Annotated in this window: 7 protein-coding genes and 3 pseudogenes; 5 read left to right on the top strand and 5 right to left on the bottom strand. The window is 39.0% G+C overall.

Going from position 1 to position 9195, the window contains the following annotated elements:
* Window positions 1-29: 29 nt before the first annotated feature.
* Window positions 30-1126, bottom strand: a protein-coding gene (locus QZ998_RS11905; protein WP_296560871.1) for an IS3 family transposase whose coding sequence is annotated in 2 segments (ribosomal slippage) — window positions 30-892 and window positions 892-1126 — 1098 coding nt in all. Because the reading frame shifts where the segments join, the coding sequence is not laid out codon by codon here.
* A gap of 356 nt (window positions 1127-1482) precedes the next feature.
* Between QZ998_RS11905 and QZ998_RS11900 the strand changes: the two genes are divergently transcribed.
* Together QZ998_RS11900 and QZ998_RS11895 are read left to right on the top strand one after the other, a co-directional pair.
* Window positions 1483-2511 (top strand): site-specific integrase, encoded by a 1029-nt coding sequence (locus QZ998_RS11900; protein WP_296560870.1) that lies wholly within the window; start codon window positions 1483-1485, stop codon window positions 2509-2511.
* A gap of 125 nt (window positions 2512-2636) precedes the next feature.
* Window positions 2637-3038 (top strand): annotated as a pseudogene (locus tag QZ998_RS11895) (ATP-binding protein); the annotation flags it as partial.
* A 77-nt stretch (window positions 3039-3115) separates the two neighbouring features.
* Here the strand turns inward: QZ998_RS11895 and QZ998_RS11890 are convergent.
* Window positions 3116-4069: a hypothetical protein gene (locus QZ998_RS11890; RefSeq protein WP_296560868.1), complete on the bottom strand. Its 954-nt coding sequence runs from the start codon at window positions 4067-4069 to the stop codon at window positions 3116-3118.
* Between the two features lie 277 nt (window positions 4070-4346).
* Here QZ998_RS11890 and QZ998_RS16930 point away from each other — a divergent pair, with 277 nt between their 5' ends.
* Together QZ998_RS16930 and QZ998_RS11885 are read left to right on the top strand one after the other, a co-directional pair.
* Window positions 4347-4634 (top strand): tyrosine-type recombinase/integrase, encoded by a 288-nt coding sequence (locus tag QZ998_RS16930; RefSeq protein WP_366512448.1) that lies wholly within the window; start codon window positions 4347-4349, stop codon window positions 4632-4634.
* 35 nt (window positions 4635-4669) lie between these two features.
* Window positions 4670-5911, top strand: a pseudogene (locus QZ998_RS11885) (IS256 family transposase).
* A 499-nt stretch (window positions 5912-6410) separates the two neighbouring features.
* On the opposite strand, the gene QZ998_RS11880 reads toward QZ998_RS11885, so the two are convergent.
* The 3 genes and pseudogenes from QZ998_RS11880 to QZ998_RS11870 form a co-directional block, all read right to left on the bottom strand.
* On the bottom strand, window positions 6411-6803 hold the full coding sequence (locus tag QZ998_RS11880; RefSeq protein WP_296560874.1) for a group II intron maturase-specific domain-containing protein: 393 nt from the start codon (window positions 6801-6803) through the stop codon (window positions 6411-6413).
* A 54-nt stretch (window positions 6804-6857) separates the two neighbouring features.
* Window positions 6858-7433: pseudogene (locus tag QZ998_RS11875) on the bottom strand (reverse transcriptase domain-containing protein); the annotation flags it as partial.
* 35 nt (window positions 7434-7468) lie between these two features.
* A complete protein-coding gene (locus QZ998_RS11870) occupies window positions 7469-7636 on the bottom strand; it encodes a hypothetical protein (RefSeq protein WP_296560866.1) in 168 nt (55 codons plus the stop codon).
* Window positions 7637-8581: 945 nt separating this feature from the next.
* Between QZ998_RS11870 and QZ998_RS11865 the strand changes: the two genes are divergently transcribed.
* Entirely contained in the window at window positions 8582-9049 is a 468-nt protein-coding gene (locus QZ998_RS11865) for a sigma-70 family RNA polymerase sigma factor (RefSeq protein ID WP_296560864.1), read from the top strand.
* Window positions 9050-9195: the final 146 nt, after the last annotated feature.

Genomic DNA, 9195 nt, shown 5'->3' with positions numbered 1-9195 from the left:
TGGATAGGCAACCCTTTTTTGGACAAAAATTACGCGGACATCATACACTTATAATCGACTGGTGAAAGATAGCCCAATGAGCCATGAATCCGATCATTATTAAACCAATGGACATAGTCAAATAATTGATATTCCAATGTTGCCAGGTCGCTGAAAGTTTCGTTAAACACAAATTCTGTTTTGATAATTTTAAATGTGGCTTCGGCTACGGCATTATCATAAGGGCATCCTTTTTTGCTTAATGATCGTTGAATATTAAAAGTGCTCAGCAGTTCGTCAATCAGTTTATTTTTGAATTCATTCCCACGATCAGTATGAAAAATAGCAATCTCAGCCAGATTTGACTTAACAGTGGAAAAGGCTTTATAAACGAGTGTCGCATCTTTGTTTTTGCCCGCAGCATAACCAATAATTTCACGGTTGAAAATATCAAGAAGAATGCAAATATACTGCCACTTGCCGTTCACATTAACATAAGTTAAATCGCTGACGACGACTTCTAATAATGGACGTTCATCAAATTTTCGAGCGACAAGATTGGCTGTTTTTTCTTCATTGCAAGTCGCTTTATGAACTTTAAAATGCTTGACTGTATACTTCGATACCAGGGCGTATTTCTTCATAATTTTACCGATTTTGCGTCTTGAAAGTTGATGCCCTTTTTTAGCTAATTCTATTTTAATCTTCCGGGTGCCATAATTATTACGGCTCTTTCTGAAAATTGAAATAATGAGATTCTCATTTGCACAGCAGTGAGATTTAGGGCTGCTTTCATTGTAATAGGTACTTCTGGCTATCTGTAAAAATTGGCACATTGCACTGATACTGTACTTGTCACGATTTGCCTTAATAATCGCTATCTTCGTCCCATTATCAGTGCTGCCTGCTTTAAAATATCATTTTCCATTCGTAATTGAGTCAGTTCTTTTTTGAGTGCTAGAAGTTCAATTTCTTCAAGACTTCGATTATCCTTGGCCTTAAATGATTGAGTACCATTATAATCTTTTACCCACTTGTGTAAGGTTGACCTTGCAATTTTGTATTCTTTCATAATCTCAGAAGGCGACTTCTCATTATTATAAAGATTAACGATTTGCTTTTTAAATTCATCGGTATACTGTGACATGTTATTTCCTCGTTTCTATATTTTTTTATTATAACATGTCCGAATAAAAACTGTCTTATTTAGTATAACCTATCCATATCGGTTGATTCTCAAAACTGCTGGCATATCCCATGGTGGGCGTGGAAAAGGACCGAGAGTTCACGATCTTCGTCACACTTTTGCAGTACATTGCCTGAGAAACTGGGTTCGAAGCGGAAAAGATTTGACCACGGCCCTTCCTTACCTGTCCGCATACATGGGACATTCCGGTATTCGAAGTAGTCAGTATTACCTACGTCTGACAGCAGAATTGTATCCGGATATTGTAAATACTTTGGATGTTGACTATGGTTGGGTCATACCCGAGGTGGATATTGATGAAGACAACTGATTTTGCCAGATATCTGACTTCATTCCTTGGATCATATCTGCCGACTCTGAGAAATGTTAGTTCAAACACCGTTAGTTCCTATAGCGATACGTTTCGTTTGTTTTTACAGTATTACCAAAGCATCGCCGGCAACCGGATTGAGCGTCTGACTATGAAACAATTTAATACTGAACTGATTTCAGGTTTTCTTGACTGGCTGGAAAAAGAGAGAAATTGCTCTGTTTCTACAAGAAATCAGCGACTTGCCTGTATTCATGCGTTTGTGCGATATGTTGAAACGGAGCTTCCTGAAAATCTCTTTGAACTCCAGAAGATCATGGCAATACCATCAAAAAAATGCACTCACGAAAACATGACTTATCTTTCTGTTGAAGCGATGTCTGTACTTTTAAATGAACCGGATATTTCAATAAAACGTGGTCGCAGAGACCTAATGCTTCTCACACTGCTTTATGATAGCGGTGCCCGTGTTCAGGAACTCATCAATCTTTCTGTGAAGGACGTTCGAACATCTGCGCCGGCCACCATTACCCTTTTGGGAAAGGGCAGAAAAATCCGAAGTATTCCTTTAATGAGCCGGACAAACAAGATGCTGGTTCAATATTTAAAGGAGCAGCAGTTTTGGGAAATACCCGAAAAACTGGATTCGCCGTTATTTTTCAATAGCAGGAATGAACGACTGACGCGAGCAGGTATTACATATATTATACAGAAGTATGTAGATAAAGCCAAAAACAATACCGATATCATTTTTCCGGAGAAGGTTACGCCCCATGTATTTCGACATACCAAAGCCATGCACTTATTGCAGTCAAATATAAATTTAATTTATATACGCGATTTCTTAGGACATGTAAGTATTACAACCACGGAAATTTATGCAAGAGCCGATTCGGAAACAAAACGTAAAGCTCTTGAAGCTGCTTATGTAAACGCAGGAACTCCAATGCAACCGGACTGGAACGATGATAAAAATCTGATGGTATGGCTAAAAAATATTTGTATTTGTAAGTGAGCAATTATTATGTAAAGTTAGAAGCGGAAAAAAGAGATGATATCAAGGATTTTCGCTTTCGACTTTGCATAACATAAAACTTCACATAATTACCGTTATGTAAAGCTTCACATAATGGTAAAACCTATATTTCCAATGCACTGGGAGTAAATGCCTGCCAATCCGGTTATAAAGCACGCTACATTCGCCTGCCGGATCTCTTTTGCGCATTCGAAGCCGCACGGATTCAAGGTAAATACCATCATCTGCTCAATCAATTCAGAAAATGTTCCCTGATGATCCTGGATGAGTTTCTGCTTGTTCCCACTACAGATACACAACAGCGTGATCTGTTGGAGCTGATGGAAATCCGTTGTGGTCAGACTTCCACAATTTTCTGTTCTCAATTTACTGCTGAAGGTTGGCATGAACGCCTGGGCAGCGGCGCTCTGGCTGATTCAATCCTTGACCGCATTGTCCCATCGGCTTACACGATGATCATTGATGGCGATGTTTCGATGCGACGAAGAAAGCGCAACATAAAATAATTCAAGCAATATGGGAGCCATTTAGGCACTGGCTCCCTCTTTCGGAGCAGTGGCTCCGGACAACGGATCATCTGGCTCTATTTCAGGAGATTGGGTGGCTCTGCCACCCCGTAATATCCAGGAGCTTTATGAGATAGACCTATGTATTTGAATTTCTTATTAAAATCATCATTTTTTTGATCTCTTTCTAAGTTTATATAATTTTTTTTATTATTCCCTTCATATTCTTCAAAAGAAATGGATGAGAATCCATCATCAAAAGCGCTGAACGACACTGCTATAACACCTGCAAATGTATTCGAAGTGACTGATGAAGTAAAATCTTCAGATAATTCATATTTGTTTGATTTATAACTGCTTAGATCATAATTCATAGTTTTTAAAATTGAATGAACAATCTGTAATAAAAGCCAAGTCTTCCCAACCCCATTTCGTCCAATTAATACATGAATATTTGTGGGAGGTAAAGAATCTGGATCGATATTCAATTTGATATTCTGGTCTTTGTAACGAAAAGAAAAATTATAGTTTGTTAATTCTGATTCTCCATTTATAATTCGATGAAACTGTTCTATAGTAGGATAGTGGATTGATCTTAGGAGAGAATTTATTAGGGCTGGTTCGTTAGAATCATACAGTATTTGGAAAGTATCTAAATCATATGCTAAATCTTTAATTTTCTTAAAATAGTCATCTGAATCATGATTAAATAAATTAGTTATAGTTTTATAATATGAAATATCTTCCCCAAGTGAAAAGAAATTGTCATCCAATTCAGAAAATGAGTTTTGGGGTAATAATTCTTCTACTGAATATGATTGAAAACCATTACTTGATAAGCCAGGTTTAACAGCATTGGATAGATTTTTGTAACCAATTTTTAGATGACCTAAAAGATGCTCTGTGAAATCTTTATAGTAATAGGCTTTATATGAAGTACAATAACCAAAATCATCGAAATAAATATATTTTAAATAAATTGTATTTTCATCGTTGATTTCAGATATGTTTTTAATTGTTTTGAATTCCAAAATAATTTCTCCTTAAGAAAAAAATATTTAAATATTTAATCTGTGTTCCTTGGGCAGAGTAGTCTCAGTAATTACTATTATATGCCTACTCGTATAAAAAAACAATATATTAACAATAATGATGAACGTAAATAATCATTATTAACAAATAAACGATTCTCAATGATGTTTGTATTATCGTGGATGGGTTTAATTGATTATAAGCAAAACTAGTTGTATTCTTTATTGTTAAAAATCTTGTCAATAATTATAATAAAGTTTAGATTTCTAAAAGAGCATAACTTATAAGATATGGCAACTGGAGCAGCACATAAAAGTTGGCGATCGGTGGCAAGATAGTGGCTATATCTTTACCAGGTGGAACGGTGAACCAATGAACCTAGACACAATTGGTAAATATATCAAGAAATTTACTGAAAAACATGAACTAAAGCCGGTACACCTGCACTCACTCCGGCACACTAACGCATCCATTTTGATTGCCAATGGTGTGGATCTCAAAACGGTTTCTTCACGCGAGACTGTAAATAATTTTGTGTCAGAGTGGAAAATCCTTCCAGATTAATGATAAAATAAAATTAATCTGGGAGGATTTTTATTATGGCAAGACAACGAAAACTCACCAAAGAACGAAAAGAATTAATCGGTCAACTTCTGGCAACCTATCAACCGGAGGATGCTGGCGATGTTCAGTCCATGCTGAAGGATCTGTTGGGTAGATACGCTCCTGGGAATGCTTGAAGCTGAACTGGAAGATGATCTGGGTTAATCCCGATATGATTATGCCAATAAGGAAACCGACAATCGACGTAATGGCTACAGCAAGAAAACAGTCACTTCATCGATGGGGGATCTGACGATTGATATTCCGAGAGATCGGGATGGTGAATTCGAACCTCAGGTGGTAAAGAAACATCAGACCGATATTTCGACGATCGAAGATCAAGTTCTGTCGATGTATGCAAAAGGGATGACAACCAGAGATATAACTGAACATCTCCAGAATGTCTACGGAGTGGATGCCTCACCCACGATGATTTCAAAAATGACGGATAAGATTTTGCCCATTACAAAAAAATGGCAAAATCGGCCGTTGTCCAATAAATATGCGATCGTCTTCATGGATGCGATCCACTACAATGTCCGACAGGACAATGCCGTCATTAAAAAGGCCGTTTATATTGCGATTGGTACGCGATTGGATGGTACTAAGGAAGTCATGGGCATGTGGGTAGGTGGCAATGAGAGTGCTAAATACTGGCTGGGTGTACTCAACGAAATAAAGAATCGTGGCACTGAACACATTCTCATCGTCTCCGTTGATGGGCTAACCGGTTTTGGAGATGCCATTCATGCGGTCTTTCCCAATGCGGAGATTCAGCGTTGCATCATTCATCAGATCCGTTATTCCACCCGTTTTGTTTCATACAAAGACATCAAACCATTTATGGCCGATCTGAAATTAGTTTACCAGGCAGTCACTGAAGATATCGCTTTGCAACAGCTGGAAGCGCTGGAAAATAAATGGGGCAAAAAATATCCCAGCTCCGTCCGCTCGTGGCATAATAACTGGGCGGATTTATCCACCTATTTCAAATATCCCCCGGAATTGAGAAAGCTGATCTATACGACCAATGCGATTGAAAACTTCAACCGCCAGCTCAGAAAAGTGACCAAGTCAAAATCGATTTTCCCTACAGATGACGCGCTCTTTAAGATGCTCTACCTAGCGATGACGGACATCACAAAAAATGGAACGGCCGACCAAGAAACTGGTCGAAAATTCTGGAACAGCTTTTAATTTATTTCGAAGACAGAATCAGCCTCGTAGACGTCGAATAAGCCTGGCAACATCAAAGACTGCCAATATTCATTATTGACAGCCTTTGAATCATGTGCAAAAATAGACTTGAAATTTAATCTTTCAATCTGCACATCAATTTTTCATTTTAGTATTTTTCATTAACCTGGAATTCGCAAAAGCACAAAATAATTTACACTACCCTTCACGCCTGGGTCATTCCAATATTTCCACAACCGGTAATATTTATGCCCATGCCATTAAGACAGCTGATGTAAAAGCAAGCGACACCCTGGAAGACATTTTCACCTCAAAAGCTCTGTAAAATTTATTGCAGAGCTTATTTTTTACCAAATTAAACACCGAATAAACACCAACGCGGGGTTTTCGACTTCTTCATTCAGTCGATACAATATCGAGTAGCTAGAAATCCGGATAATTAGTCCGGATTTCTTTGCGCTCATAGAACCGTGCTTACGTTTGCCGTACACGGCTCCTGAAATCTCTCACCGAATTAATAATAATTCACAGTAACCCAACTTAATATTGACCAAAATCGATGAGTCCCAGATCTTCAAAGTACTGGTTCGAGAGTAGCATGTAGATAATATGGACATTTGAATTCTTCCATTTCGTCACCGCCATCTTTTCACCGCTGCCTTTAATCCCCTGTTTTCTCATTTCCTTATGCATGGCTTTATGTGTTTTCCATTGCTTCATCTTTATCATTCGCAATCTGCGCCGAATCCATGCCATCATCTCTGTAATCAATGATTTGATGTTGGCGATCCGATATCCCCGGAGCACCGGATTTAGCTCTTTTATCACTTTTTCAAGTGGTCTTCCGGCATTTCTTCTGGTTATATTTCTGATTTTGTCCTTAAAACGTTTGATCCGTTTCGGATTGATTGCCAGATATTTCGCATAAATCACGAAGCCCAGAAATGTCACACCTTCTCTTACGCTGGTTAGCCTTGTTTTCGTCTCATTCACCTTCAGTTTCAGTTCTTGTTCCAGAATTTTGGTTGCATAGGCTTCGTAATTCCCGGCGTTCTGCTTATCTTTTGCAAAGATAAGCATATCATCAGCGTATCGGACAATACGCAGGCCTTTGTCCTTCATTTTCTAATCAAACTGATTGAGGTAAATGTTGCCGAGTAACGGTGAAATGACTCCCCCCTGGCAACTGCCGACCTCTGTTTCGATGAATTGATCGCTCTGCATCACCCCGGATTTTAGAAACTTCTTTATCATCCCCAGAACTTTTCCATCACTGATGCGTTCGGCCACCCCCTTCATCAGAATCTCATGATTAAGGGTATCAAAGCACTTACTCAGATCCATATCCACCACTTCGGTCAGTCCGTACCGATTCATGAAGCGTTCAGCCTTGGCAACGGCTTGTTGCGGTGAATGCCCGGGACGATAACCATAACTGGATGGATGGAAGGTCGGTTCATAGATTGGTTCAATAATATTCACAATGGCTTGTTGGACGACCCTATCTTTGACAGTCGGTACGCCCAATAACCGTATGCCGCCATCCGGTTTTTCAATTTCCACCCGTCTGACTGGGTCTGGTTCATAGGTGTTGGTTTTCAGCTTCGATGAAGAAACTCAATATTTATTTCCAGCGCTTCATTAAAATCCAAAACCGTTTCTCCGTCAATTCCGGGAGCTCCATGGTTTCGTTTGACCTTTCTGAATGCCAGTTCTAATTTTTCTTTTCGATAGATCTTATCGATCAGGCTGCACCATTTCTTCATGTTCCACCTCCATTCCTGCTTTACTTTTCCGGCATTCTTCACTTGAGCTATCTGTTCTTCGTTCGCTTCTTTTGACGTTTCTAGCCTCTGGCAATCTTATCTCTATTCCACGAATTACTTCAAATCTGTGTCGTCAAGAGAATTCGCATGCTATTTTATGCCAATTCTTTCGGACCTTCCAGCCTTTCAGCCTTCGTTTAACACCTTCACTCTCACTCCGTATGTTTCTAAGTAGACTTTGAAATTTCTTCCGCCCTTCGCATCAGACAAGGGCTTTTGACCCCGACCCGTCACCGTTATTAAAAACGGCATCTTTCACGTTTTCTCCTCCAGTCCATTTCTGGCTTTCCCTGGCGTGATGTTCGTAACTACTACGGCTTCATCTGCATACTGCACCTTCCTTTTGTCCCTTGGTTTCCCTTGTGAACAAACCTACAGCTTCAGATACAGTACTTCCGAGGTTAAGTTGCTCCGCTTGTTGTTAAAGCGACCATCTAAATATATATGATTCTGCTAATTTTCGGACGTTCCCACTTTTTGAAAAGTTATCCATCATATTTACCAACATTGGTTCACTTGCGTTCCGCTCCAACAGCCGCCATCAGCTTCCTTCAGACCATTAGCTCGGCAACATGCCTCGCAAACAAAAAAAGAGAACCAAAAGGCTCTCTCATGCTATTCTTACTGGAGCTAGCGGGGGGAATCGAACCCCCGACCTACTGATTACGAATTAATCATATTAAATAACACTATCTCTCACTATCTTCATATTTCCGATTAAATAGCCATTCTACTGACTCATCTTCTTATAAACCCTCATGAAAAACAATCGTAAATCCTCAAAAAATTTAAAAGTGTCCCCAAATTGTCCCCAAGTCATGGGTTTATAAAGCTGATGATAAAGCCGTTTTAATGATATAATAAAATAAAAACGGGAGAAACATCATGTCGAATGAAGAATTGGTTATGGCTTATCGTAATGGGGACAAATCGGCACTGGATCAAATCATTGAAAATAACCAGGGCCTTATCCATCATTTTGTTAATCAATACTATAATCTCACTGAAATATCGTATCTTGAACGTGATGATCTTGTTCAATTGGGGAATATTGGCTTGATTGAAGCTGCTAAAGGGTTTGATCCTGATTATGATGTCAAATTCTCCACTTACGCCAGCGTGGCCATTAAAGGGCATATCTCCAGAGGCTTGAGGTTTTCCTCTCCCTGGGAGAAGAGGAGCGACCGAGAAAGTGACCTATGTCATGTAATCAGCGCTCATGAGCTGATCCCTGGAGCGGATGAAACAACCTACATTGATTTGATTGATGATCCATCGGCCCTAACCCGGATTTCGAGTAAAAGCATAGAAATTAAGCAATTTCAGCCAAATCAGTGCTCACAAACCGCATAAAACGGTAAAAAATAATCCAAAATCACAAATGTAGTGACCGAAAATAGAATTAAATTCATTTTTGTGTTGACTCCTTTTTAAAGCTGTCGTATAATAGAGTTATGTTTATACGCGAATTTAAAACGAAGAAAAAAGATGTCGTCTAT

The sequence above is a fragment of the uncultured Acetobacterium sp. genome (assembly GCF_927416815.1).
Lineage (GTDB): Bacteria > Bacillota > Clostridia > Eubacteriales > Eubacteriaceae > Acetobacterium.
Note: the sequence above shows the minus strand (reverse complement) of the source record. Positions and strands in the feature narration are given on the sequence as shown.